This window comes from uncultured Nostoc sp. (genome assembly GCF_937863485.1).
Classification (GTDB): Bacteria; Cyanobacteriota; Cyanobacteriia; order Cyanobacteriales; family Nostocaceae; genus Nostoc.
The window spans coordinates 1-24,662 of the sequence record NZ_CALMFY010000145.1; the positions used below are offsets into that span (position 1 = coordinate 1).

The 24,662-nt window shown below is 39.3% G+C and carries 24 protein-coding genes and 2 pseudogenes; 7 read left to right on the top strand and 19 right to left on the bottom strand.

The features are described 5' to 3' along the window. From Q0541_RS18990 to Q0541_RS19000, 3 genes are all read left to right on the top strand, one after another. Positions 1 to 224, top strand: a 224-nt coding sequence (locus Q0541_RS18990; RefSeq protein ID WP_298913551.1) for a hypothetical protein, incomplete at its 5' end; no start/stop codon positions are given. A gap of 144 nt (positions 225 to 368) precedes the next feature. After that, entirely contained in the window at positions 369 to 503 is a 135-nt protein-coding gene (locus Q0541_RS18995) for a hypothetical protein (protein WP_298913555.1), read from the top strand. Positions 504 to 703: 200 nt separating this feature from the next. Then, positions 704 to 2,638: a type I restriction enzyme HsdR N-terminal domain-containing protein gene (locus tag Q0541_RS19000; protein WP_298913558.1), complete on the top strand. Its 1,935-nt coding sequence runs from the start codon at positions 704 to 706 to the stop codon at positions 2,636 to 2,638. 2 nt (positions 2,639 to 2,640) lie between these two features. Here the strand turns inward: Q0541_RS19000 and Q0541_RS19005 are convergent, their stop codons facing one another. The 3 genes from Q0541_RS19005 to Q0541_RS19015 all read right to left on the bottom strand — a co-directional run bounded on the left by Q0541_RS19005 (position 2,641) and on the right by Q0541_RS19015 (position 5,436). Continuing rightward, complete coding sequence (locus Q0541_RS19005; RefSeq protein ID WP_298913561.1) at positions 2,641 to 3,228, bottom strand: Uma2 family endonuclease; 588 nt, start codon at positions 3,226 to 3,228, stop codon at positions 2,641 to 2,643. Positions 3,229 to 3,396: 168 nt separating this feature from the next. Next, complete coding sequence (locus Q0541_RS19010) at positions 3,397 to 5,130, bottom strand: AIPR family protein (protein WP_298913564.1); 1,734 nt, start codon at positions 5,128 to 5,130, stop codon at positions 3,397 to 3,399. Between the two features lie 78 nt (positions 5,131 to 5,208). Further along, complete coding sequence (locus tag Q0541_RS19015; protein WP_298913567.1) at positions 5,209 to 5,436, bottom strand: hypothetical protein; 228 nt, start codon at positions 5,434 to 5,436, stop codon at positions 5,209 to 5,211. Positions 5,437 to 6,425: 989 nt separating this feature from the next. Here Q0541_RS19015 and Q0541_RS19020 point away from each other — a divergent pair. Both Q0541_RS19020 and Q0541_RS19025 read left to right on the top strand, forming a co-directional pair. After that, positions 6,426 to 7,889 (top strand): efflux RND transporter periplasmic adaptor subunit, encoded by a 1,464-nt coding sequence (locus Q0541_RS19020; protein ID WP_298913570.1) that lies wholly within the window; start codon positions 6,426 to 6,428, stop codon positions 7,887 to 7,889. Between the two features lie 96 nt (positions 7,890 to 7,985). After that, a complete protein-coding gene (locus tag Q0541_RS19025) occupies positions 7,986 to 9,203 on the top strand; it encodes an ABC transporter permease (RefSeq protein ID WP_298913573.1) in 1,218 nt (405 codons plus the stop codon). Here Q0541_RS19025 and Q0541_RS19030 read toward each other — a convergent pair. From Q0541_RS19030 to Q0541_RS19075, 10 genes and pseudogenes are all read right to left on the bottom strand, one after another. Next, positions 9,132 to 9,662, bottom strand: coding sequence for a response regulator (locus Q0541_RS19030; RefSeq protein ID WP_298913576.1), 531 nt, complete (start codon positions 9,660 to 9,662; stop codon positions 9,132 to 9,134). The genes Q0541_RS19025 and Q0541_RS19030 overlap by 72 nt on opposite strands. 571 nt (positions 9,663 to 10,233) lie before the next feature. Next, positions 10,234 to 10,668: an Rrf2 family transcriptional regulator gene (locus Q0541_RS19035; protein ID WP_298913579.1), complete on the bottom strand. Its 435-nt coding sequence runs from the start codon at positions 10,666 to 10,668 to the stop codon at positions 10,234 to 10,236. A gap of 396 nt (positions 10,669 to 11,064) precedes the next feature. Beyond that, a complete protein-coding gene (locus Q0541_RS19040; RefSeq protein ID WP_298913582.1) occupies positions 11,065 to 11,313 on the bottom strand; it encodes a DUF1816 domain-containing protein in 249 nt (82 codons plus the stop codon). 753 nt (positions 11,314 to 12,066) lie between these two features. Further along, positions 12,067 to 12,434, bottom strand: a pseudogene (locus Q0541_RS19045) (fasciclin domain-containing protein). Between the two features lie 345 nt (positions 12,435 to 12,779). Further along, on the bottom strand, positions 12,780 to 13,382 hold the full coding sequence (locus tag Q0541_RS19050) for a hypothetical protein (protein WP_298913585.1): 603 nt from the start codon (positions 13,380 to 13,382) through the stop codon (positions 12,780 to 12,782). Between the two features lie 45 nt (positions 13,383 to 13,427). Next, on the bottom strand, positions 13,428 to 14,450 hold the full coding sequence (locus tag Q0541_RS19055) for a glucokinase (protein ID WP_298913588.1): 1,023 nt from the start codon (positions 14,448 to 14,450) through the stop codon (positions 13,428 to 13,430). Between the two features lie 84 nt (positions 14,451 to 14,534). Then, positions 14,535 to 15,182: a histidine phosphatase family protein gene (locus Q0541_RS19060; protein ID WP_298913595.1), complete on the bottom strand. Its 648-nt coding sequence runs from the start codon at positions 15,180 to 15,182 to the stop codon at positions 14,535 to 14,537. Between the two features lie 155 nt (positions 15,183 to 15,337). After that, on the bottom strand, positions 15,338 to 16,381 hold the full coding sequence (locus Q0541_RS19065; RefSeq protein WP_298913597.1) for an endonuclease NucS domain-containing protein: 1,044 nt from the start codon (positions 16,379 to 16,381) through the stop codon (positions 15,338 to 15,340). A gap of 80 nt (positions 16,382 to 16,461) precedes the next feature. Beyond that, on the bottom strand, positions 16,462 to 17,025 hold the full coding sequence (locus tag Q0541_RS19070; RefSeq protein ID WP_298913599.1) for a Uma2 family endonuclease: 564 nt from the start codon (positions 17,023 to 17,025) through the stop codon (positions 16,462 to 16,464). A 33-nt stretch (positions 17,026 to 17,058) separates the two neighbouring features. Beyond that, entirely contained in the window at positions 17,059 to 17,790 is a 732-nt protein-coding gene (locus Q0541_RS19075) for an ABC transporter ATP-binding protein (protein ID WP_298913602.1), read from the bottom strand. 529 nt (positions 17,791 to 18,319) lie between these two features. Between Q0541_RS19075 and Q0541_RS19080 the strand changes: the two genes are divergently transcribed. Next, the gene (locus Q0541_RS19080; protein WP_298913605.1) at positions 18,320 to 19,159 is read left to right on the top strand and encodes an Rpn family recombination-promoting nuclease/putative transposase; all 840 of its coding nucleotides are present in this window, start codon (positions 18,320 to 18,322) and stop codon (positions 19,157 to 19,159) included. 92 nt (positions 19,160 to 19,251) lie between these two features. Here the strand turns inward: Q0541_RS19080 and Q0541_RS19085 are convergent, their stop codons facing one another. The 3 genes and pseudogenes from Q0541_RS19085 to Q0541_RS19100 form a co-directional block, all read right to left on the bottom strand. Continuing rightward, complete coding sequence (locus tag Q0541_RS19085) at positions 19,252 to 19,494, bottom strand: TonB-dependent receptor (protein ID WP_298913608.1); 243 nt, start codon at positions 19,492 to 19,494, stop codon at positions 19,252 to 19,254. 107 nt (positions 19,495 to 19,601) lie between these two features. Then, on the bottom strand, positions 19,602 to 19,826 hold the full coding sequence (locus Q0541_RS19090; RefSeq protein WP_298913610.1) for a hypothetical protein: 225 nt from the start codon (positions 19,824 to 19,826) through the stop codon (positions 19,602 to 19,604). 417 nt (positions 19,827 to 20,243) lie between these two features. Beyond that, positions 20,244 to 20,663 (bottom strand): annotated as a pseudogene (locus Q0541_RS19100) (TonB-dependent receptor); the annotation flags it as partial. Between the two features lie 173 nt (positions 20,664 to 20,836). Here Q0541_RS19100 and Q0541_RS19105 point away from each other — a divergent pair. Further along, the gene (locus tag Q0541_RS19105; protein ID WP_298913613.1) at positions 20,837 to 21,682 is read left to right on the top strand and encodes an Rpn family recombination-promoting nuclease/putative transposase; all 846 of its coding nucleotides are present in this window, start codon (positions 20,837 to 20,839) and stop codon (positions 21,680 to 21,682) included. 14 nt (positions 21,683 to 21,696) lie between these two features. On the opposite strand, the gene Q0541_RS19110 is transcribed toward Q0541_RS19105, so the two are convergent. From Q0541_RS19110 to Q0541_RS19120, 3 genes are all read right to left on the bottom strand, one after another. Then, a complete protein-coding gene (locus Q0541_RS19110) occupies positions 21,697 to 22,488 on the bottom strand; it encodes an ABC transporter ATP-binding protein (RefSeq protein ID WP_298913616.1) in 792 nt (263 codons plus the stop codon). 23 nt (positions 22,489 to 22,511) lie between these two features. Next, positions 22,512 to 23,435: a branched-chain amino acid ABC transporter permease gene (locus Q0541_RS19115; protein WP_298913619.1), complete on the bottom strand. Its 924-nt coding sequence runs from the start codon at positions 23,433 to 23,435 to the stop codon at positions 22,512 to 22,514. A 276-nt stretch (positions 23,436 to 23,711) separates the two neighbouring features. Beyond that, a complete protein-coding gene (locus tag Q0541_RS19120; protein ID WP_298913622.1) occupies positions 23,712 to 24,662 on the bottom strand; it encodes a branched-chain amino acid ABC transporter permease in 951 nt (316 codons plus the stop codon).

Here is a 24,662-nt window from a genome sequence, read left to right on the forward strand (position 1 = left end):
TAAACCTCATCTATGTTGAGAACCGTAGTTTTTGCCCTCACCCTAAATCCCTCTCTCAAGTAGGGAGAGGGACTTATTTCCGGCTCCCCTTCTCCCAAATTTGGGAGAAGGGGCTGGGGGATGAGGGTTTTTTCTTTTCATACCGAAAGAACTACAGTTTTCAAGGTGGACGCGGTTTAATTCAGTTACTATTAGTGCTAATAAACCAAGTCGTGGGTTATTAATTATCGGGTTATCTTAATTGGGCGATCGCACACAATAAAATTTCGGTTATCTACAATGCAACCGCGCCTGGAGGATAATCAAATACTTAGTTAATCAGATATATTTTGGATTCAAAAAATACTAGTTAAAAAGGCTTCTTGATTTTGTTGTTTAATTGGCTAGCTGCGATCGTTATAGCCAAGCCAGTGCGTTGGGTAGCCAGCACTGAACATGAGTGGTCTCCCTTAGGAGAAGACGGGTTTCCCTTATCTGATGACTGGCGTTCGGTGCCGACTTAAAGCAACTAGCGGATGAATTCTATTCGCCAAAGCTGGGCATATTTTACACTCATTGAGATGCTACCAGGTGAAGTTCAAGACGAATGGTTTCATTATAGTATTCAAAATCACTATACTATCCAACCTGACTTGATAAATTGCTAATTATACAAACAAATAAAATAAGGCATAGCAAACTTATCTAGCAGGTAGATTATCTGATGACTATTCCAGAGTCAATTAAAAAATTCATCACATGGATACAAGGTTTTGACCATCGGATTTTACGAAATGAAGATGATGTAAAAGAAAAGTTAATTTTGCCAATGTTTCACTATCTCTGCTATCCAGAGAAATGTCATCGTGAATACCCTTTAAAAACATCTAAGTCAGGAAAGTACGGCAAAAATCCAGAAATTGCTCATATTTATTATACAACAGATAATATTGAGCAACAAAATACAGATACCTCACTGATTTTTATTCAAGCAATAGAACCGTATAAAAATAAATTCAATGACGCTATTGAGCAAGCTAAATTTTATAGTATTCATTTTAATCCACTATTTTTTATAGTTACTAACGGATATCAAATAAAGGTTTTTAAACGCCTACGTTACCATAAGGAAGAATCGATATTTGATTTAGATATAGATACACTTAGAAATATTGATATTGCTTCAAACTTTTATAATCAACTCAATTTTGATTTGGTTAAAAATATCGATAAAAATACACCCAGTATTTTAATTTATACTAAATATAACTTAATAGAAAGATTTATTAGACGCTATCCAGATTTACAGGATGTTTTAGAACAATGTGATTTTGAGCCTTCCACTACGAGAGAAGGCTATCGCTTAATTGTTGTGAAAACAAAAGTAGCGATCGCATGTAATTTACCCAAAGCTTTTGGAGAGGGTAATTGTGAAATAGAGTTCAGCAGCATCATTTTAAGAGGTCTGAAAATTTACTTAAATCATCAAGATATTTTAGGTCAATTAATGACTGGATTGCACACCCAGCCAGATTGGGGATGTCGTCGGTTTTTTAAACAGTTAGATAAAAATACTTTTGAGGTATATTTAGGTCAAACAACTCTAATCTTATCAGAATTAGAAGCAGTAGATTTGTGTTTGTGTATTGATGGAGTTTGCCAAGAATATAAAAATTTAATAATTGAATTTGAAAATACTTTAGAAACATGGAATTTTGAATTCGTCAAATTTTCCGAAAGTCGCGGTTTTATCCTTTTTTCTGTAAAACAAGAATTATGGGAGTTAATGCAGCAGTTTGCTAATGAATTTGATTATACTAAAGGCAAGTCAGAATGGCATCTCTTCCATAGAGAATATATATCAATTCGAGTCAGTCGAGGAATTCGCGATCATACATTTATATTACCCAAAATTGATAGAGATTTATATTTATTGCCGAATAATCAAATTAACATAATCTATGAGCTAAATGATGTTAATTTACAATCTATTGAGACAGATAAATTAACCTTATTGCAGCAAGATATTGGAGTCCGGGGAACCTGGACAGCTAGATATACCAAACAGTGGTTATTAGAGAAATATATTCCAAAAGTTATTAATTATTACTCAAGAAAATCTCAACTATCTGAAGCTGAATTGTTAGCTAAAATAACAAATCACACAAGTGACCGGGCGCTTATTAAAGAAATTGATCATCTCAGAGATTTAGTACCTTATCTTCGCGACATCCAATCTTGGCTACATATATATGTAGAAAATATTCCTGCTTCGTTCTTGAAACCATATTACCAAGCCTATGCAAATTTGGTGCGTAATACTGATTCGTCTATAACAGGTATAGACTATATTATCGGAAATTTGTGTAGGGTTGAGTGGAAAAATACGCAGGAAGAAATTCCTCACAATTCTACAAACTGGAAAAACTTAACTTTTAAATATGCTATGGATTGCTTAGATCAGCAAGTAGCAAGAATAAATAATTGTGAATACGAGAATAGTTTAAAGGCAGATTTAATAACTCGCACATTTATTTGGATTATACAAAATGGAAAAATATCTTTCTCGCAAGCTCAATTAAATGCTGCTAAACAGGCTTTGCTACCACTTTGGGAACAAAGTCGCTTTGAAATGCGCTATGTGTATCCTAATCGATAAAGCTACATAATCTGTTGTAAATGCAACACAAATCCAGGTAGGACATTTTCTCCTGATAAACTAGTAGGATTGTCTAATATCTCTACATCTTTACCTGGACGATAAATTTCTACTCGCTTGTTTTTCCGGTCAATTAACCAGCCTAATTGAGCGCCATTTTCGATATATTCCTGCATTTTATCCTGCAATTCTTTCAAGGAATCAGTACGAGAACGCAACTCTACTACAAAATCAGGACAAATCGGAGCAAATTTTTCTTGTTGTTCTGAGGTTAAAGCATTCCACCGCTCAATTTTTACCCAAGAAGCATCGGGAGAACGTTCTGCACCATTGGGTAAGGTGAAGCCAGTTGAAGAGTCAAAACCTTTACCTAATTTAGTCTGTTTATTCCAGATTCCTAATTCAACAACCATATCAAAGTTACGGTTGCCAGTATCACTACCTGTAGGCGGCATAATTAATAATTCCCCAGATGCTGTACGCTCAAATCGATAATCGCGGTTTTGCTGACACATCTGGAAAAATTGATCATCAGTTAAGTCTATTTTCAATTTGAGTGTAGAAGGTAAAGTGGTTGTTGTGGCGTCCATAGGCTATTGTGAGCATCTTACTTTCTAGTTTAGTAGTGTGTGGGGTGCGATCGCATGATCAGATGATGGAGAGCGATGCCCAAAGTATCATCATTTCTCTTGTTTATAGTTTTTTATTTTTATTTTTTGTGGTTTTACTACCTTAGTATTTTTCCAACTATTAATCACTTACCCTTTGGGAGATACAAAGTTTTTGAAAGATGTAAATGCCGGATTAGGGTTAGTAGCCTGACTTACATAAATAAACATACTCACCTTGCTAGAAATACTTTCAAGTGAATCATTTTCGGACAATATCTCTGATAAATCTTTATCTATTACATTTGCTACATATGCTAAAACAGTGGTTACAATTGGTAGCCATAATGCAATTAAATCATTAATAGACTTATTACTAATTTTCGATGCTTCCGGTGTAAATGCAACTTGTAATGAATCAACCTTTTCACCAATAATTGACTCTAGACACTTACCTATAATAGCTATCAAAAAACTTTTAAATGTTAAATTCCTAAATAAATTTATTTGTTTTTCTTCAATAGAAACTAACTGATTATTAACTCTTTTTCTATTTAGTTCTACCTTGTATACATTTATTGCTTTTGAAAGAGTATGTACTAATAAAATATGCCTTGATTTTTTCTCTTTAAATGCTTTTTCATAAGAACTACGACGTTCAAATAGAGAATTTTTACCTCTACTAGCACTTATATAATCACCAACAAATGCAAGCATTGGTTGGATTACTTGCTCAATCCCTAGTTGTACAGAAGATGAACTGAAGCCTCTTTTCAATGAGTATTCATGACCAAAGTTTCTAAATTCCTCAAAGATACGCTTTTGTTCAGCACTATTGCTATACTGATCCCAGGTTGTGATTTCATTTTGGGTATTATTATACTTAACTATCTGACTAATTGTAGCTGCATTTGAGCATTGAATAACCCGGCACAAAACTTTCACTTCTTTTAAATCGTACTTGGTAATATCTAGTGAACCAATTGAACCTGTTGTTTGAGCGCCATTGATAATAGAAATTCCTTGAAGTGTTGTTGTACTACTACGTTTATTTTCTTCAAATCCCAGTGTAAGGATCGTAATTCCATTGTTATATACCCAGAAATTACTTGAATCATTTTCTGCTGATTGACGAATACCAGTGTTTATCTTCCTGCGCTTATTTATACCCAAAAAACCCCGATAATTTGCAGAAAATAGGTCATCGCCATACTTGTTAAAAATGTCTCTTAACCAGACTCCAGGAATAGATAGTATAGCAGATTTCCAAGATGGACCTTCCTCAGTAAACTGAACTTTAGTAGGACATTCAATACTATCTTTAACCGCTATAGATGACTCTTGTGCAGAATATAATCGCTCAAGAGCTTCAGTTCCTAATTCGCGTGCAATAACAATGATATTAGCATCACTTTGTAAACTTTTAGAAAGATAAGTTGCGGCAGTATTCAGTTCCTTAGATACATTTACTGATTCTGGAAGATTATGAACATATAGTAAATCAATCTGCTCTATATCTCCATTTTCCAGGGCACTACGACAATCATTAATAATGGCTTTTAACTTATCAGGAACTTCATTAACATCTCCTGATATTAGCCAAGCAGAAGCTGTATTTAGATCAGATGCTTTGTTTGCAGGCGCACTGTCAACTTTTCTTGATGAATAATATCCTTGAGCAAAAACAATTCTCTTAGAGTCCCAGTCTAGGCGTATGAAATCAATCTTTTTATCATTGCCATCATCTGTAAGACATTCAGCTGCTAACTGTTCAGCATCTGGACAGTCTAAATAAAGAGCCATTGACCAAGCTAAATAAGCATTATCCTCATGGAATTGTTGAATTAATTCCGTATTTGCTTTAAAAGCTTTGATATAATTCATGTTACTCTAAAGCCTAGTATTTCAAACCTTACATCTAAATAGTATAGTTTGAAACACTTACTAAAGTGAAATTCGACCTCATCTGCACCGCCCAAATGCTAATATTTCACCCACACAGGGCATTTGCAGGACACAATCAGACAAAAACAGGATTTTTAGGCAAGAGCGATCGCCCTTTCCCAAAATCTCAAGTTGTGCTTCTACCCACACTTGCAAGAATCCTTCTTCCAGATAAAAGCGCTCAAAGATAGCTTCTAGACGACTCAGTTCAATATCTCGGCATGTATCTGCAATGGTGACTTTCAACAACGATCGCAGGACAAGGATACCAAAGAAGCCGTTATAAGTTTCTTTTGCTTAAGCGTGGCGCGTATGGCAACTCAAACAAAAACTACAAGCCGAACATCCTAAGTATTATGGCTTCATTGGTTCAACGTGGTGCAAGGGCAAACAGAACTTTCCAAGACAGATTTGAGATTGAACAGTTTCAAATTTGAAATTACTGATACAAGTCAGCAAACAGGTGAATTAAGAAAGCAATATACCTTTTTGCTTGCCCAAAACACCAACATGAGTGCGCGATCTACCCAAATGAGAAAGCAATATGCCTTTTTGCTTGCTAAATCTACCGAAATCAGAAAGCAATCAGACATTTTGAGAAAGCAATATGTCTTTTTGCTTGCTAAATCTACCGAAATCAGAAAGCAATCAGGCATTTTGAGAAAGCATTTAAACTAAATGCTTTCTCATTTAAGTATTTTGCTTATTGAATTCGACTTTATTTATTTTTTCGATGAAGTAACTAGTTATGGTAATCGGTTTGACGACAAGTCCGGAGTTTCGCAGTCTTCCGCTTTGCCTCTACGTCAAGCATTATGCTTCAATACTGCAAGCTAACATCCTAAGTATTGTGGCTTCTTTGGTGCAATAGTGGCGATCGCCAAAAATGTGGCAATTAAAAGTAAGCTACGGGTTAGCAACGAAGCCAGAGATTAAAAAGATATGGGTAACGACAAAGGCTGAAGCCTGGGTGGAAATTAAATGCAACCTCACTTATAGTCCGTCTGCTAGCATTTGACCTGACAATGTGGCTAAAGTCACCCATTTAGGTGAAGACATACAGACATTTAATACCTATTATGAAGTAAGATTAAGCAACTATGAATCTAATTATGCGTCTAGTTGTTAGTTCACTAATTAAAGATTTAATCCAAAAATTTTAACAACTCCACCTTCCTGCACTTGTCCTTTAATTACAGCTACTCCCATAAAGCAAGATTTATAGGCTTCTAGATATGGCTACGCACATAGAAATTCCTGATTTTGGCAAAGTTAAGTATCCATTCCGCTGGCTGATGGGGCTGATAGCAGGGAGTGCCTTGGTTGTTGGTATCACAACCTACACCCTGGTAAATCAAGGGACAAAAGAAGACATTGCTCAATTAACTGTGCCAGTGGCAGCGAAAAACGTCACCTTGAGGATTACAGCTAGTGGTAAAATCGTGCCAGTTCAGAGCGTAAATATTAGTCCGAAGAACCCTGGAGTGCTATCGCAATTATATGTACAACAAGGCGATCGCATTCAACAAGGGCAAATTCTCGCTCGCATGGATAGTGCCAGCATTGAGGCCCAAAGGAGCCAGTACCGTGCTAACTTAGCCCAAAGTCAAGCACAACTAGCCGAAGCCGTTGCTGGTAGTCGTCCTCAAGAAATCGCTCAAGCAAAGGCACGGTTAGCACAAGCTCAAGCCCAGCTAGCCCAAGCTCAGGCTGGTAATCGTCCCCAAGAGATTGCTCAATCTCAATCCCAAGTGGATGCGGCTCAAGCAAAGGCGAATTACACCACTGGACAGGTAAAGCGTTATCAATACCTATACGAGCAGGGAGCAGAGAATAAACAATTACTCGATCAAGCCATCAGTGAAGACAAAAGTGCTAAAGCCAGTCTAGAAGAAGCTAAAAAACGATTCTCGTTAGTCCAAACTGGCAGTCGAACTGAGGAAATTGACCAACGCCAAGCAGCTGTTACTGAAGCACGGGCAGCATTAGTACTGTTGCAAGATGGCACCCGTCCTGAGGAAGTTGTCCAGCGCCAAGCAGCTGTTGCAGCTGCTGAGGCCCAATTGAAGGGTGTGCAAGTGCAGTTGGAAGATACAATTATTCGCGCTCCTCTTTCGGGAATTGTGACGCAAAAGTATTCCGATCCAGGTGCGTTTGTCACACCCACAACTTCTGCTTCTACTAGTGCGTCGGCAACTTCCAGTTCAATTGTCGCCGTAGCACGCGGTTTAGAAGTATTAGCTCAAGTTCCCGAAGCCGATCTTGGCAGAATTAAACAGGGACAGCAGGTGGAAATTGTCGCCGATGCTTATCCCGATCAAGTTTTTAAAGGTCATGTGCGCCTGATTGCTCCAGAAGCAGTGATAGAACAAGGTGTGACATCCTTCCAGGTGCGGGTTGCTCTCGATACTGGCACAGATAAACTACGTTCTGGCTTAAATGTGGATCTGACTTTTGTGGGCGATCGCGTTAATAATGCCTTGGTATTACCAACAGTGTCAATCGTCACCGAAAAGGGTAAAACTGGTGTACTTGTACCAGATGCAAAGAATAAACCCCAGTTCCGCGAAATTACAGTTGGAGCGCAAATCCAAGACCAAACTCAGATTTTAGAGGGAGTTAAAGAAGGCGATCGCATTTTTATCAACCCACCCAAAGACTACAAAGTCGAAAAGGCCAAGCAACAAAATAATAAATAATTCCCTTAGCAAGAATATATTGTTTCAACAGGTTAACGCATAGAAAACCTCTGATTACAATATTTTTGAAATTTTAATTACGAATTACAAATTAGTATGAACCCCTTAGAAAGCCTTAAGATGGCAGGTAAAACCCTGCTGTCAAATAAGCTGCGTAGTGCCCTCACCATGCTGGGTATAGTTATTGGCAACGCCTCAGTGATTGCCATGATTGGCATTGGCGAAGGTGGGCAAAAGTACGTTAATAAACAGCTGGAGTCATTAGGGCCAAATGTGCTGTTTATCCTGCCAGGTAATCGAGAAACTCAGCGTATCTCCTTTGAAGTGCCAAAAACTCTGGTGTTGCAAGATGCTGAAGCGATCGCCTCTCAAGTACCAACTGTAGTAGGAGTTGCGCCTGAGTTAAATACAAGACAGGTAATTACATACCGCAACAGAAACACTGATGTCAACATTATTGGCACAACTCCCAGTTTTCTATCAGTGCGGGATTTTGAAACTGCTAAAGGTAGGTTTTTTAGCGAGGTAGACATCAAGCGAAGTAACCAAGTCGTTGTGCTAGGTGGAGACTTGGCAGAAAAACTATTCGGTAATAGTAATGCTATCGGTCAGCAATTGCGAGTTGGAAATACCAGCTTTCAAGTGATTGGGACGTTAATAGCCAAAGGTTCCAGCGTCGGAGCAGATTATGATAATGCTGCGGTAATACCGATTACAACCTCAGCAAACCGACTTGTGGGAAAGAATTCTCCCTATGGTATTGCTTTAGATTACCTCGTCGCTGCCGCTCGTGATTCAGATAGCGTGGATGCAGCAGAATTTCAAATTACTAATTTGCTGCGCCTCCGACACAAAATTAATGGTGAAGATGACTTTACTCTTCGCTCTCAAAAAGATGCTTTGCAAACTGTCGGTCAAATCACAGGTGCATTGACAATTATGTTAGCAGCGATCGCAAGTATATCGCTGTTTGTCGGCGGCATTGGCATCATGAATATTATGCTTGTCTCCGTCACCGAACGCACCCAAGAAATCGGATTGAGAAAAGCGATCGGCGCAACTGAGCAAGATATTTTGCTACAGTTTATCATTGAGGCAGTAATAGTTTCAGCCGCTGGCGGTCTAGTTGGGACTGCGGTTGGCGTCAGTGGCATTCTATTAGTGGGAGCCTTAACTCCCTTAGAAGCGGCACTTTCTCCAACAGCGATTATTATGGCAGTTGGTGTTTCTGGTGGTATTGGTTTATTTTTTGGCGTTGTTCCTGCACGTCGCGCGGCTAAACTCGACCCAATTGTGGCTTTGAGAAGCGCTTAGTATATTAGTGTAAACTAATACATTTGGGCCAAAATTTTCCGTCACAACTTCCTGTACTAGATTCCTAATCATGGAAACAAATTTGTCAAGGTCAAATGGTTTAAGTAAATATTCTTCAAACTCTACATCTGGAATTTGGTCATGAGTACCTGTGGTAGAGGTTGAAGTCACAATGATTGGGATATGGTTGCCATTGTCTGCTTTCATAGCATTCAATCTATTTAGCAATGTATAAATACTTTCACCTAAAAATCTAATTTCAGTCACAATGATGTTGGGTGTGAACCAATTCAGGATTTCTAAAGCTTCTTTTACCGAACCAGCAGTAATCACATTTGCGCTCATCTCTGTAAGTAAAAATGCGTACAAATCTCTACTATCGCGATCGTTGTCTACAACGAGTACTTGTACACCTTTGAGTATCCCAGCTGTCAAGCAAAAGCCATTAATTAAATTCATAATAAGACCTGCAATTAGGGATTCAAGTGCAAAGTGGGCTGAAAAATCTTTAGTGTTAGGTGTCAGTAGAAGGATAGGCTCAGAGAAAACTACCAAAAGAAGGATTTTTGCAATAAATTAAGTGAAAAGTTCTTTTATTGTAATATCACAAAGCGTTGTTTGATTTTCTGATATATTTGATTAATTACGACACAAAACGTAATAATAGACCAATCTGGCAACCCAAAACCTAGTCTGAGTAAAATTTACAGACGACGGGTGGCGTCAAAATGTGATTTGGCTACTTTTACCGCAACGGGCAGTGCCAGACGCAATCGCCTTTTACCGATTATCTGTGTGTAACAAAGCTCAAGTTTGATATCAAACACCCCTCAGTACGAAAATCCATTGCCTTAAAACTTAGTGACATCTGCGGTTGTGCTGTCTTGTAGGGATGTTTAAGAGCCAATGCTAAGATCGGCTGTTGTGAGGTTGTAGTCTAAATGCCTTCCCACAATTAATATTTGATAGTATAAATGAGCTCGTTGAACTGAATAAGCTATCTGATGAGTTTTGTTGACAAAAAGAACAGCTAAATGTGATATATGGAATCGAAGTGTTGCATCTGTTGTTGTTGATAGCATATATCTCGTAACGTATAGCCCTCAAAAACTGTCATTGCAGAGGACATTGCTTCCTGCCAAATTTGCTGGATGAGAATATTTCCTATAGTTTGAGAGGCATCTACACACTGTTGTTGACTATTAACTCCTTCCAGACAATTCAGAATCTCCAACAGTGTGATTTGTTCTGGTGGGTTGCTCAGTAAATAACCCCCCTTAACTCCCCGCCGACTATGGACTAAACCAGAACGCCGTAGGCTCATGAAAATTTGCTCTAAATAATGCTCTGGTATTTGCTGAACAGATGCAATCTGTTCGATTGGCAATAATTCTCCCTGTTCGTGGTGTTTAGCTAGTTCTAGCAAAGCCAGCAAGGTATATCTAAATTTAGAAGAAATTTCCATGATTTTAGAGCAAACATTAGTTGGTCAAATACTGCACGTTTCTGATATCCAAAAATCAAGTCTTTTCAGCCCTATTTCCGTTTTCACTCTTATCTCGGCTCAATGCCAATCTCGCTCAGAAACTTAAGCTGTATATTAACTTCTCTGCGGCATTTCATCCTTACCCTCACCTGCTCGAAGCTATAAGAATATATTTCGGTAATTAATAGCAAGCCCAAATCTCTGTGGAATACTAGGGAGCCAGAAAGGTGGTGGTTGAGAGCGGTCAATATGTCCATATATACTACCTGAAATACAGGAGAGAAGTACCTGATTTCTGTACCATAAGTTGGTGTTGTTTGATTTAGCGAATGAATTGATTAACTACGACACAAAACATAGTCAGGGCTTCAATAACTAAATATGTTTCTTTCGGCTTCTGCTTCTATCCTGAAAAACTGTGAGGAGATCAGACTGACATTGCTTGACCACTGCAACAATGCCTCTGGCTTCTTCCTGATATAAGTCTTCAACGTAGCCAGTTCTAGAAAGTTGTGCCTCTTTTTTACTATTAAAAGGCCCAAAGTAATAAGTACAGCAGGGAACGGTGGTGTTAATTTCTACCCACCAAAATAACTCTGATTGATTAGATGAAAATAAATTCATGGAGATACCTACACTTTCTTAAAGTTGATTAAAGATAGCCTTTGCTTCGAGGTTACTGTAGTTTATTGTTGAGTAACTTTGCTAATATCCACGGATGCGAACGCAAGCAAGCTTAACTAACGCTCTCTTAAGAAATACAAATATTTCTTTACATCGTTCACGAACGATTTTTATTTGATGAGAATAGTACAAAAGGGCTAAAGTAGCTAGCATCATCAGATTAATCTCTAGCTGTTCCGGTTGCGTTTTCTAATTTAAACTGGCATTTCCTCATTACAGTGGCTACAACGCCAGTAAAGTGTTTTTAAACGCAGATAACGGAGTAAAGTGTTAGAACAGCAAAGGCAAGTATGCCTCTTGAGCATAACTGGATTGATTTCCGTAGATATAAAACCTTGACTGCAATCAATACTCAGATTAGTTAGATTCCTTAATAAAGCTTCCATCTGAAAACCTTGAATTTTTAAAGCAATTTAATGATGTTGTGTTGACTCCTCAGGCCCATTTGCAGAATAATCATATCGCTGTCTAAAGTATTTACTAACATATATTTAGACAAACGTGAGGTAGTGACTAGACCTCTTGCAAAAGTCAAATAATCAGGAATGTCATTCTGAGCAGAACGCAGTGGAGAGAAGAATCTCACTACTCTGTTTCGCTCCGCTGAACATGACAATTTAAATTTATACAAGAGGTCTACTATAAATAGTTTCTAGCCCACACACCTTATTAGCTATCTATACGTTTGTTGACTCAGGAATCAATAATGATGTGGATGACACCGTTATCATCAGCATCATCGGGTTTTGAGGCTGTGGGTCATAATCAACATTGACATTATAGAAAGGGTCAATTTTTAAACTTGAACCTTCAATCGACTTTATGGGCATCACCTTGCCGGAAACAATGTGATACGTCAGGAGTTGCTGGAGCTTATCAATATTTTTAAGCAATGTCTCTACAGTATCTGCTGGAAGCTTTGCAAAAGCTTCATTTGTGGATGCAGAGGCGATAAACGAGTCAACACCTTTGAGAGTATCTATCAGATTGACAGCCTTGATTGCATCAACTAGGGTGCTAAAAGAACCAGCGGTAACGGCGGTATCAGTAGTATTAACCATTTATTTCACTTGGTTTTATAATAGGTAATGATTTTTAGCATGACATCCTAGTGTTAGAAATCATGTTTGAGCAAGCGGTTGAGTAGCGTATAAGTTGTATGATATGAGCTAAAAAATTGAAATAATTAAAATACAGCAGAATTTAGGAGTCAATGGAAAAATATTGTTAGTGACAATCCACAATTATTTATCCGGTTTGCAGTGCATTGCGGAACTCGTAAGACAAGGTGAGTTTGATGAACCTCTCCCTGACTTGAATTAAAGTTAAAGTCAGTCCCTCTCGCCCGTCGGAGAGGGACGGTTTTGCGTAGTAAAACCTCTTAGAGGTCTTTTGATTAAGTTATTTCACTTTTTCAAAACTACATGGAAGGAATTTAAATATCCTGTAATAGTTTTAGCTAATGTCTTCTGCTGTTTTTTTGTAGTTATTGCCATTACTTGATATAGTCTTCCTTCGGCAACATACATTCTACTTTTAGTGATTTTCCCTCCAGAATTGATGTACTCAATTTCTTTGCCAGGATGATTATTGGAACTACGAATGTTTCGTTGACTAATTAAATTACTTTTTGTAGTCTTTAAAGCCATATCTCGTACATTATTAAGTACAGCTTGGGGGTCAGCCATTTGACCGTAACTATAAGGAAAATCATTGTAAGCAACTACATATGCTACTTGCTGTTTTGGTGGTTGAGCGACAAATATTTCTAAGGTAATTTTCCCCATGTAAGTTTTTTGGTATTCGGTATTTCTGTTGGGACTTCCCGGCATCAGAATAGAAAAGCGCCCATCTGGAGCGGTGAATAACTTCCATTGTGGCTGTGTAGGTTGAGAAACGGTTGGTTTGACAATAGCCGCTGGAGGTTTGGGTTGACGTGCTTCCACCAGAATGCATCCACCACAGACAAGGGTGGCGGCGATTAATGGCAACAGACTTTTAACTGTCATATTTTTTGCCTTTTGAGATGCTGATATCACTGATGATGCTAGCTGTTATAACCCAGCAGCACGTAAAGCAGCACCAATTAGTCCCACTTGCGGGTTGAGGATAATATACACGGGTATCTCTTCAAGGAGACGGCGCATTCTGCCTTTTTGGGTGAAATTTAATAAGAAACTGCTGTCTTGCATTAAGGGCAGGATTTTGGGTGCAATTCCACCAGCGACGTATAAGCCACCGTAAGGTAAGAGTTTAAGGGCAAGATTTCCGGCTTCTGCACCATAAGCCTCTATAAATAATTGCAAAGTTTGTTCACAGAGGCGATCGCGTTTTTCTAGTGCAGCTGTACCAATGACAGCACCAGCATCGATTTTCTCTTCCTGTCCGGCTTGTTGTTCCCAAGTTCTGACGATTTGGGCGATGTCTGGTGATTCGTGGGCAAATTTGCGATCGCGCAAAAATTGGTAAATTGAGACAATTCCCATTCCAGAAACTACGCGTTCTACAGAAATGCGTTGGATATCATGTTTATTCAGCAGGTATTTTAATAATTGAAACTCAATCTCGTTTCGGGGAGCAAAATCAGTGTGTCCACCTTCTGAGGAAAAGACTTGATAGTAGTTTCCCTGCTTAATTAAAAATCCTTGCCCTAAGCCAGTACCAGCACCAATAATGGCAATGGGGGCTTCGGGTTGAGATTTGCCAACCTGCAACGTCAGCAAGTCTTGTTTTTGTAAACCTAAAATGCCATAGCCAACGGCGGCGAAGTCGTTAATCAAAGAAATTTGTGGGATACCCAATTCTTGTTCTAGACGTTCGGTATCCAAAAACCAGGCTAAATTGGTCAGCTTGGCAGTATTTTTGACAATCGGGCCTGCGATCGCAAAACAAGCCTTTTGTGGTATGGGTGTATTAGCGTTGACCAAAAACTGCTGCACTATCGGTACTAAATCGGGAAATTCGCCACTGTGGAAACTTTCCTGATAAATAGGATCTGAACTTGGTGAGTCTGATGTTTCAACCAACCGCAGAATAGTTTTCGTACCGCCGATGTCCCCTGCTAGTAACAAAGTCATAAAACTTATTCGTGAATTAATTACTTTTTTTGTAGGATATACCCAACCTCGCAGAAGCCATGAACGCAAATCCCTATCAGAGATTTAAGCAAATCGAATAACTTCTTCTATGTGGGTTAAATGGGAAGTATCTCCCTTTAGTTCTAATAACCATTCTGGATCTTCGCGTACCACTTTTACCAGGGAACATAAAGAAGCTTTAACTTCTGTTATGGCAATTTCCCCTACTAGCCCCATTGCTCCCCCCAACACAGATGCACCATGTGCTACTAGCAGAATATTGTCTGGGAGGAATTCAGTAGCTAAACATCTAGCAGTTTGTCCAGAACGTTCTCGTACTTTTTCGCGAGTTTCAGGATAATTGGCGGCGATGCGCGAAGTATAGCCAACGTCTATTCTGGGGAATAACTCTGCTAATGCTGGAGTTGAGAGTCTTTCGGGTTCTTCTGTCATCCAAACTGGATTTAGCCATTCACTTAAACCTGTTTCCAATTTGATCGGTAAGTTAAGCACTTCTGCAACTGCGTTTGCCGTTTGTACGGTTCGCAGGAAAGGAGAAGCGAAAATATGGGCAATATTTTCTCCTTTAAATCGTTTAGCTAACTGCTGTGCCTGCACCATACCATCATCAGACAAAGGTGGATCGTAGCGTCGTTCGGCGGTGAGAAACCAATCAGGGTTTACGAAGTCGAGGCGGTTAGCGTGTCTTGCTATCCAGACTATTTGACTCATGGGTTTAATTATTCCGGTGAATAGAATTCGCCGCTAAACAAATATATAGATATCTGCAAGGAGGGCTGCAAATATTAATATATGACAAAATTTGTAATGTTTTGTAATAATATAAACTATTTGGAAAACTTATCAGTGGATCAGTGTAGTTTTACTTAAAGCCTTTTTAGCCAATTTTCTAAAGCAATATCGACTAGCTCATTCAAAGTTTTTCGAGATTTAATAGCATTTTGATAATCTTGATGTCGTTTTTTGTCTTCATTGATGTATTCCGTTTCACTTACTTCCTTGCTACCTATTTTGTACCTTATACCTCCTGAATGACTCCATAATATTTTCATTTCAACTCCCCTTTGACGCTGTTTTTCTGTTTTGCTAATTGCTTTTGTGCGAATTCCTTTTGGTACATGGCCTTCAATTAAAGTATAATTTTCCCAATCCGTCCAAATTTTCATTCTCCCAATCCTTTTACTATCAGAAGAGTTTAAAGGCAACCAGAGAAATAACACTGGTTGTCCTTTGCTATCGGAACAAATTTCAGCACAAAAACAACTTGTTGCTTTTCCATATTTAATGCTTCCAGGCACTGAAATTTCTTGCATACGTCTATCAAATATAAGAATTTTATGCCGGAGATTTATTAACTGTTCTTTTTGCTGAGGATTACAAAAACTCAAAATCTTATCAAGTATTTTTGGTTGCTGAGGAAGATCCTCAATAGAAATATTGTTTTCTTTATAATGAATTTCTACCTCTGAAATTTTTTGATTATCAATATCTCTTAAATATAGATAAAATCTTTCATCATCTGTCAAAATTTCAAAACGTAAAAACTCAATAGAAAGACAGTTATACTTTCTATCTGTAAAATTATCTCTATGAAATCTGGCTGTAATCGCTATTAAACCAATGGGTTGTCCATAATCAACCTCTTCCTGAAAGGGTTTATTCTCAAGTAAAGCTTCATAATATCGAGTTAGTTGCTGAACAATATATCTGTCTTCACCGTTTTTCAATTCCAGCACTACTAACTGTCTCTTCTCATTCAAGGCTAAAATATCACAAATTTGACCTTTAACATAATATTGTCGCTTTAGCGGAATTAATCCGAAAAGTTCCTTTAAATTTGCCCAGACAAAATCTTCTAAATCAGCTTCAGTCGCAAATTTCCAACTATTACCTGTTTTTCTTAAATTCACGAAATCCATTATCTCGCTCTGACTTCAGTAAATTACTACCTTTAGTATTTCCAAAGCTAGATATGAATCTATACAATTGCTTATAACTTCAGCCATCCAAATAGTTGCCCTACAGTTAACTGAAAGCCGCTAACTAAATCTGGAACTGGTAATATTTCTTGTTCTTCTTGTAAAAGTTCTGGTTGCTGCTTTGGTGGATAGATTAAAACAGAACGCTCATCTGGATCATTCAGCCAACCGAAGCGACTACCATGCTTTAGACAATGCAAAATATTTCCGGTTACTTTAGTCTGGCTTTGATCTGGCGAAAGAATCTCAATTGTCCAGTCTGGATATGTCTTGAACACATTAGCGACATCTCCACGCTCATCTAAGGGAATCCGTTCCCAAGCAAATACGGCTACATCTGGCACAATTGAACGTCCACCAAAAGTACACCGCAATTCTGGGAACGCAAGGGCAATTTTTCGACTTTCAACTACTTCATTTATACCTGTGACTAACTTTCCCTGTAATTTGCTATGTTTTCCTTGAGGCATTGGCTTTTGAATAATTTGACCGTTGATGTATTCTGAGCTAGGCTTTGTTTCTGGTAGTTTCAAAAATTCTTCTAAAGTTAGGGGTTTAATTGGTGATTTTATCATTTGCTTGTACCTTCCTAGTTTTCATTTAATTAATCACCCTAAATAAGCTTTTTTAACTCGTTCATCAGTAATTAATTCTGATGCTGCGCCTGTTAAAGTGATAGAACCAGCTTCTAAAACATATCCTCTATCGGCAATTTGTAGTGCCAGATTGGCGTTTTGTTCAACTAACAAAATAGTTACGCCTGTAGCCCGAAGATTTTCAATAATGGAGAAGATTTCCCGAACGATCGCAGGTGCTAAACCTAAGCTAGGCTCGTCTAAAAGTAAGAGTTGTGGTTTACTCATTACAGCGCGAGCGATCGCTAACATTTGTTGTTCACCACCGCTGAGGGTTCCTGCTAGTTGATCACGTCTTTGTGACAATCGCGGAAATAGCTCAAATTGGTGCTGAATATCTGCTTTTATCTCTGTTTGATTAGAGCGAATATAAGCACCCAAAAGTAAGTTATCAAACACTGTTTGCCGTGCTAATACTCTGCGTCCTTCTGGACAGTGAGCAATACCAAGTTGTACAACTTCGTGAGTTTGTCGGCGGGTAATATTATGTCCATTATAGATAATCACCCCACTCTTAGGATTAACTATTTTAGATATGGTGCGGAGTGTAGTAGTTTTACCAGCACCATTAGCACCAATTAGAGTCACCACCTCACCTTTTTTAATAATTAAATTAATCTTTTTTAGAGCTTGAATACCACCATAATTAACATCAAGTTCTTGAACTTCTAGAATTGTATAATTAGGTCTAATATCGGCGTTCATTGGCGGTTTATATCCAGAAATGTTGATTCAAAACCTAAGATACATCAATCATACATTTCCTAAAACAGTGCGACGCTAAGTAGCCCGTTATAGTCGAGAGCATCTCACCTTTGCAAATATACCTGGCGATTAGAAATGGCGGCGACACAAACTTTCGTCCGCCTACGCAAACTCCAAGAATTTGAAACCCACAGAGGTGGGTTTTGTCTTGTATAACCAAATTCTCTCTACAGCCCTTCCGGGCATCCTACGGCAGGCGCTAGCCTCTGGCAATGTGAGAAGGGGGAGTCCGCGAACGCAAGAGCGTCTTGTAGAGAGCGTCTGGGGTCTCCCCAGAGGAGTTAGCCGGGCGGGTCTGGGAGCGGACTGGCGTCAAGTGGCGCGCGAATTCCATTCGCCAGGACAGGCGTGTTTTTCCACTCATTGAGATGCTCCCCTTATAGTTATTGCTTCAACTTAAAAAATAACGCCAGAATACTGCAATCATTGTGATATACCATTAATTACTGATAAGCATATCAAGCGTCCTGTGACAAAAGCAGCAGATATTGGTAGCAAGCGACTAATTAATTTAGCTCCTGATGCATGGGTACAGTGGGTGACACAGCGTCCTGAAGTTGTAGCGAAAGAAATTCTCGGCTCTGAATTTCAGTGGATTAGCCGCGAAACAGATGTGTTAGTGAAGGCATACAGCACTACCCACGGGGATTTTTTGGTACTTAACGAACTACAGTTGCGTTACACAGCCCATATGCCTCTACGCATGAGAGCCTATGCTGCCTTAGCACAACAGCGCTACCGACTACCAACTTACCCAGTACTGATCAACATTTTACCGCCTCGATCCACCTTAACTATTGTCAATAGCTACGAGCAGGAATTTTTGGGATTACGTGCCATCCAAGATTATCACGTGATTAATTTGTGGGAAATCGATGCTGAGATAGTATTTCAGCAACCACTACCATCGTTGTTACCCTTTGTGCCAATCCTGCGAGGAGGAGGAGAGATATCAGTTGTGCAACGCGCACTACAGGCGCTACGAGCAGATGCACAGTTGAACCAGTTAGAATCCCTGCTGGCATTTTTTGCTAGCTTTGTGTTAGACACGCCTTTAGTAGAAGAAATCATGAGGTGGGATATGGTAGAATTGCGAGAATCGCCTTGGTATCATGAAATTGAGCAAAGAGGTATTGAAGAGGGTGCGCGACGGCAGCTAATCCGGGTATTGCAACAACGCTTTGGCGAAATTCCTCATGAAGTGGAAGTAAGGCTTGAGGGCGAGAGTGCGGAAAAATTAGAAAATTTAATGGATAGCGCGATCGCTGTGAGTTCTTTAGAAGAATTTCTCATAATTATATCTGCCTAAATTATTCAAATCTTCAAGGGAATTGGACATGCGATACCTCCGGTAAGCTGCGTTAACGCTCAACCCAAAAACTGATTACCCTCTAGCGGGACTTAAAACTGGATTGAAACTGTTTCCAAAACTGTAAATGGTGCGGCAGGATACACACTGTCTATACTATCGGCACTTTCAAAGTAGTAAACATCAAATAAGTTCTTGATATTCAGCCCCACTCGCCAGTTGTCACGGCGGTAATAAATCGCTGCATCGGTTCGCACATAGCTAGGCAACGTGAATGTATTTTCCAAGTCTCCCTGGCGATCGCTCACAAAAGTGACTCCACCCCCAAATCCCAACCCTTTCTAACCTCCAGTTTGAATTTCATAGGTTGTCCATAAACTGGCACTGTTTCGGGCAACATTACTCGGTTCATTCCCCTTGTACTCTGGTCTGGTATTCTGGGTCATCGATAAACCGAGAGTGGGGGAACTCTGCCAAGGGGATTGGGTAATAGTGAACCTACTGCTGGAATACCCAGGTACTCTACTTTGGAGGTATTGAGATACTCACCTTCTAGAACCAGGGTGGTATTCTTCCCCAGGTCAAAACTGATAACAGGTGCTATGAATGCCTGCTCCGTTTTCACAAAGTCCACAAAGCTACCAGAGTTTTCATACGCTATATTCAAGCGATAGCGAATCGTTTTATCGGTATTTAAGAGACCGGAAAGATCCAACGTGGGACGGTAAAAATCAAACCTTCATCACTGTCAAAGAACTCGACTGTTGGTGAGCTTGGCTCACCTATGACTGTCACCCGGATCGTATTGGCATCCAAATTTATTACTGTTATTTCAGTAATTCCCGCAAGTGGTTTATTGGAACGGAATGTAAATGCCTCGCCCGACGCTAAACACTCCAGGAACCAAAACCCTCTTTGTTAAGAAGATTTATGAATCAATACGATTTTTAGCTTAGTAGCCTTTTCAAGGGACTAGTACCGCAAGGCGGAAGTCAAAAGTCACTCATTCAAAAGTACTATGGAATAAGCTCTTTAGGGCTTTTCAATGGTCTGCTTATTTACGCGTCCGCTGTACTAGGGAAGATCAAAACTCCCACGAAATCGTGCCCTGCACCGTGAACGGCTCACCAGGATAAACACGCAAAAGATCACGAGCAGACTCAAAATAATCCATATCAAACAGATTTCTGAAATTAAGCTGTGCGCGCAACTGTCCTTGTTTATAGAAAATGGCAGCATCAGTACGCAAATAGCTCGGCAGTTCAAAGGAATTGTCTAAATCTGCCTGGCGTGAGCCTATATAGAATAATCCCAAACCAAAGCCGAGTCCTTTGAAACTACCAGATTGAATTTCATACTTCGTCCACAAATTGAAACTATTTTTGGGTACATTGTTGAGGCGATTACCTGGTGTGTAAGTCTCGTCTTCGGTGATTGTGGCATCCGTGTAAGCATAACCTGCAATCACATTCAAACCGGGTAAGATTTCACCTCCAAGGCCCAAATTTTTTCGTAACTCATTCTTAATAGCTGGCGATCGCGCAACCCGATCACTAGCCGTTACCAACATTGCGGACGAATAAAGCAGCTAAAAGCTTACTTGATAAATATTCTTTAGATGTAATACCACACTTCAAGTTACGATAAATCTCACTTCTTGAGAGCATCTACACTCCGATGGCAAAACCTGCCGATGTCAGTACCAAAAAATTAATCAGTCTTGCACCCGACAACTGGGTAAGATGGGTAACCCAGATTCCAAATCTCGTTGCTGGGGAAATTCTCACCAGTGAATTTCAGTGGATTAGCCGAGAAAGTGATGTATTAATCCGTGTCACAAGTCCCCAAAACGGAGAATTTCTGGTTCTCAACGAATTGCAATTACGCTATCAATCCAAAATGCCACGTCGAATGCTTGCATACGCTGCACTTGCAGAAGAAAAATATAACTTACCAACATACCCCGTTCTCATCAACATTCTTAAAACCGGTAACAACGAAATACCCACAAGCTTTACATCAAATATTGCTGGATTACGGGCAATACAAGATTATCGGGTAATTAACTTGTGGGAAGTCGATGTCAACATTGCTTTTGAACAACCTTTACCATCATTACTGCCGTTTGTACCTATTCTTAAAGGTGGTGAAAATGAATCTACTATTAGAGAAGCATTGCAAATTCTCCGTGCTGATGAACAACTAAACCAACTCGAAACGGTCTTAGCTTTTTTTGCGACGTTTGTTTTAGAGAGTGCCCTAATTCAAGAAATCATGAGGTGGGATATGACTGTATTACGTGAGTCGCCTTGGTATCAGGAAATTTTACGCGAAGGAGAAGCACGCGGGGAACTGCGAGGAATACTTTCTAGTATTGAAATTAATTTAGAGTTGAAATTCGGTGATAACGGGTTACAGTTAATGCCACAAATCAATCAAATTAATGATTTAGAGCGTTTGAAGACATTTTTACGGAATGTTGTAACTGCAAATAATATTGAGGAATTGCAACAGGTTTTGTAATTTGAGACAGATAGTCATTCATTGCCTAAATAAGCCTCAATCACCGCTGGATTATTTCTGACTACAGATGGTTCACCCAAAGCAATTAATTGACCGAAATCTAATACCGCAATGCGATCGCACAAACCCATAACCAAAGGTACATGGTGTTCAATCAGGATGATCGTCAAATTGAAGCGATCGCGCAGGCTGCGAATAAATGCACTGAGTTGCTGCTTCTCGTTGGGGTTCATCCCCGCCGCCGGTTCGTCGAGGAGTAAGATTTGTGGTTTTAATGCTAAAGCGCGGGCAATTTCTAAGCGACGCTGATCACCGTAGGCAAAGTTTTTGGCTTTTTGGTCAGCGCGATCGCTCAAGCCAATCATATCCAATAAATCTAAAGCTTTTTGCTTAGTTTTAAGTTCTTCACTAGGCGCTGGTGGTAATCCCAAAACTCCTGCAATCATATTACTTTTAATATGTAAATGCCGAGCAATTATCACATTCTCTAATGCCGATAATTCCCCAAACAAGCGGATATTTTGGAAGGTACGGGCGATACCTAAAGCAGCAATTTGATGAGGACGCAGTTGAGAAATTTGTCCACCTTGATAAATTAATTGACCGCTAGAAGGTGGAATGAAAGCGGTAATCAAATTAAACAGTGTTGTTTTGCCAGCACCATTAGGCCCAATCAGTCCAAAAATCTCATATTTATTTACACTGAAAGATACATTATTAACTGCTACTAGACCACCAAAGCGGCGAGTCAATGCTCGTGCTTCTAAGACAATATTACTGTTAGCTGCTGGAGTACTATGTGACATTTTTGCATATTATTATGAATAGTTCACTTTGGGATTTTGCGTCTTTGGAAAATATCTGGAGTAATTAGCCCTTGGGGGAAAAATATTGTACCTATTACTATTAGTAAGCCAAAAATAATTAGTCTCCCATCGCGCAAAAATTGTGCTAACCAATTAGGTAAACCACCAGTATCAGCTAGGCTTCGCAGAATCTCTGGTAAGGCTGTAAATACTATACCTCCGACTACCGGCCCTAAAAAAGTTCTCGAACCACCAATCAAAACAAAAGTTAAATATATAATACTGGCATCAAAAGTACCTTGACGAGCATTCCAAGTATTCAGGAAGTGGGCGCTAATTGCACCTACAACCCCTGCAAGCATAGCCCCTAGTGTAAATGCCAAAACTTTGTAATAAGTGGGATTGATTCCCATTGCACCCGCTGCTAATTCATCTTCACGGATAGCTATAAATGCCCTTCCTACTCGGATGCGTTCTAAACGGTAAAGTAACACCATACTAATTAATAGTAAGGGCAAAACAATCCATAAATATTCAAGTTGTGTTTGGAAAGGTTGAGGAATGCCAAAAATCCCGACAGCACCGCCTGTAATATCCAGATTGAGAGAGATGACTCGCAGAACTTCTACAAAAGCAATAGTAGCGATCGCTAAATAAATTCCTCGCAACCTCAATGCTGGAATTCCCACTAATACACCCAATAAACCAGAAATTACACCAGCAATTAACATCTCCAATAACAATAATGGAATGGGATATAAACTAATACTAGATGTCAAAAATTTTGTGGACAGAATTGCTGCAATATACCCACCTAAAGCATAAAATCCTGGACTAGCTAAAGACAATTGCCCTGTCATTAGCGGTAAGTAAAGTGATAATCCTAATAGCGCCCCCAATACCATAGAGACAATTAAAGAACCGTAAGTAGTGAAAAAATCAGCCATTTTAAAATATATTGATTAAGCTTAATAAAACTATCATTTTCATCAACTATACCGCTCCGAAATCAGTTGTAAAAATCTCTCTATTCTACTTCTCCGTGTACTCTGCGCCTCTGCGGTCAATACAGTTCAGTTAAGCATTTCTTTCTTCTCTTTGTGTCCTACCCTGCGGTCAGCCACTTTGTGTCTATGTGTTGTTCTCTGCGAGACGCTGCGCGTAGCTTGCTTCTCCGTAGGAGTATGCGGTAGCCTGCAAGAAGCCGATAACGCTACGTCTCTTTAAACTTTTTGAATAAACCGCCGTCCTAGTAAACCTTGGGGTCTAACTAATAGCATAATAAACAAAATTCCAAAGGCTACTGCGTCTTTATATCCAGAGAATTCAGCAGGAACAAACGCCTCGACTAATCCAATTACCAAGCCTCCCAACACTGCACCGGGAATACTACCCAAACCACCTAAGACAATTACCGCTAAACCGCGCAAACCAAAAGCAATGCCGAAATATGGCCCAGCAATACTAACACTAGAAGCGACTAAAGTTCCTGCTAATCCTGCTAAAAAACTGCTGATGAAGAATGTTAGGATGATAAAGCGATCGCTATTTATTCCTAACAAACTAGCTGTAGTTGCATCTTCTGCGATCGCCTGCATTGCCTTACCATATTTAGTTCGATTGATAAAATAGGTAAGAATTGCCACAATCACAACTGATACAGTAAAAATTACCACCTGAACACTGCGAATAGGAATTGGGTTTTCTGAACTACCAAAGTTAATAGCAGGCGGCAAATTCCCGTAAGTATTTGCGGGGTATGTGTAACTTTCTGCGCCTACTAAATACTGAATTAAATTCACAATGATCACTGCTACTCCTAAACTGGAAACAACAGTTAGTAAAGGGTCAGATCCTCGACGACGCAAAGGTTGAAAAGCAACACGTTCCATCACTACTCCTACCAATCCCGCCAAGATACTTCCTAAAATCAAAGATATAGCAAATGGTAATTTTATCGGCAGGGCTGCATTAGCCAACAAGCCGTTAAATCCAAAGTTACCACCCATAAGTGCATAAGTGAAATATGCACCCAAGGTAAAAATCGCACCATGAGCTAAATTAATGATCCCCAAAATAGAATAAACCAAGGTATATCCTAAGGCAAAAATTGCATAGACACTGCCGATGGATAAACCATTTAATAATTGCTGTAAAAATATATTTATATTCAT

What these genes read in the sequence shown, in the direction of transcription:
- Q0541_RS19000 (WP_298913558.1), top strand. Translation starts at nt 704, where the DNA reads ATGACTATTCCAGAGTCAATTAAAAAATTCATCACATGGATACAAGGT.
- Q0541_RS19005 (WP_298913561.1), bottom strand. Translation starts at nt 3,228, where the DNA reads ATGGACGCCACAACAACCACTTTACCTTCTACACTCAAATTGAAAATA.
- Q0541_RS19010 (WP_298913564.1), bottom strand. Translation starts at nt 5,130, where the DNA reads ATGAATTATATCAAAGCTTTTAAAGCAAATACGGAATTAATTCAACAA.
- Q0541_RS19020 (WP_298913570.1), top strand. Translation starts at nt 6,426, where the DNA reads ATGGCTACGCACATAGAAATTCCTGATTTTGGCAAAGTTAAGTATCCA.
- Q0541_RS19025 (WP_298913573.1), top strand. Translation starts at nt 7,986, where the DNA reads ATGAACCCCTTAGAAAGCCTTAAGATGGCAGGTAAAACCCTGCTGTCA.
- Q0541_RS19030 (WP_298913576.1), bottom strand. Translation starts at nt 9,662, where the DNA reads ATGAATTTAATTAATGGCTTTTGCTTGACAGCTGGGATACTCAAAGGT.
- Q0541_RS19035 (WP_298913579.1), bottom strand. Translation starts at nt 10,668, where the DNA reads ATGGAAATTTCTTCTAAATTTAGATATACCTTGCTGGCTTTGCTAGAA.
- Q0541_RS19040 (WP_298913582.1), bottom strand. Translation starts at nt 11,313, where the DNA reads ATGAATTTATTTTCATCTAATCAATCAGAGTTATTTTGGTGGGTAGAA.
- Q0541_RS19050 (WP_298913585.1), bottom strand. Translation starts at nt 13,382, where the DNA reads ATGACAGTTAAAAGTCTGTTGCCATTAATCGCCGCCACCCTTGTCTGT.
- Q0541_RS19055 (WP_298913588.1), bottom strand. Translation starts at nt 14,450, where the DNA reads ATGACTTTGTTACTAGCAGGGGACATCGGCGGTACGAAAACTATTCTG.
- Q0541_RS19060 (WP_298913595.1), bottom strand. Translation starts at nt 15,182, where the DNA reads ATGAGTCAAATAGTCTGGATAGCAAGACACGCTAACCGCCTCGACTTC.
- Q0541_RS19070 (WP_298913599.1), bottom strand. Translation starts at nt 17,025, where the DNA reads ATGATAAAATCACCAATTAAACCCCTAACTTTAGAAGAATTTTTGAAA.
- Q0541_RS19075 (WP_298913602.1), bottom strand. Translation starts at nt 17,790, where the DNA reads ATGAACGCCGATATTAGACCTAATTATACAATTCTAGAAGTTCAAGAA.
- Q0541_RS19105 (WP_298913613.1), top strand. Translation starts at nt 20,837, where the DNA reads ATGGCAAAACCTGCCGATGTCAGTACCAAAAAATTAATCAGTCTTGCA.
- Q0541_RS19110 (WP_298913616.1), bottom strand. Translation starts at nt 22,488, where the DNA reads ATGTCACATAGTACTCCAGCAGCTAACAGTAATATTGTCTTAGAAGCA.
- Q0541_RS19115 (WP_298913619.1), bottom strand. Translation starts at nt 23,435, where the DNA reads ATGGCTGATTTTTTCACTACTTACGGTTCTTTAATTGTCTCTATGGTA.
- Q0541_RS19120 (WP_298913622.1), bottom strand. Translation starts at nt 24,662, where the DNA reads ATGAATATAAATATATTTTTACAGCAATTATTAAATGGTTTATCCATC.